Raw genomic sequence first — 254 nt, forward strand, 5'->3', positions numbered from 1 at the left:
CAGCCGTGCGCCATGCCATGAAACTTGCTCCCGACGACCTCAACCAGATCACCGCCGCCACCCTGGGCCACTACAACAAGGTGGCCGAAGACTTTCGTGAAGGCACCCGCGATCACGATGTGAGCCAGAACATCGACGCGCTGCTGCGGCATATCCAGGGCACGCCGCCGTTTACCGTGCTGGATTTCGGCTGTGGGCCGGGGCGGGATTTGCAGACGTTTACGCGCATGGGGCATATCGCCGTGGGCCTGGAT

1 protein-coding gene is annotated in these 254 nt (G+C 63.0%); it reads left to right on the forward strand.

Annotated features, from left to right (window positions below):
* Positions 1–17: 17 nt before the first annotated feature.
* The coding region (locus tag AAEY75_RS16155) for a class I SAM-dependent methyltransferase (RefSeq protein ID WP_502944450.1) at positions 18–254 on the forward strand (237 nt) is incomplete at its 3' end.

The organism is Psychrobacter sp. TB55-MNA-CIBAN-0194, assembly GCF_040309505.1.
Classification (GTDB): domain Bacteria; phylum Pseudomonadota; class Gammaproteobacteria; order Pseudomonadales; family Moraxellaceae; genus Psychrobacter; species Psychrobacter fozii.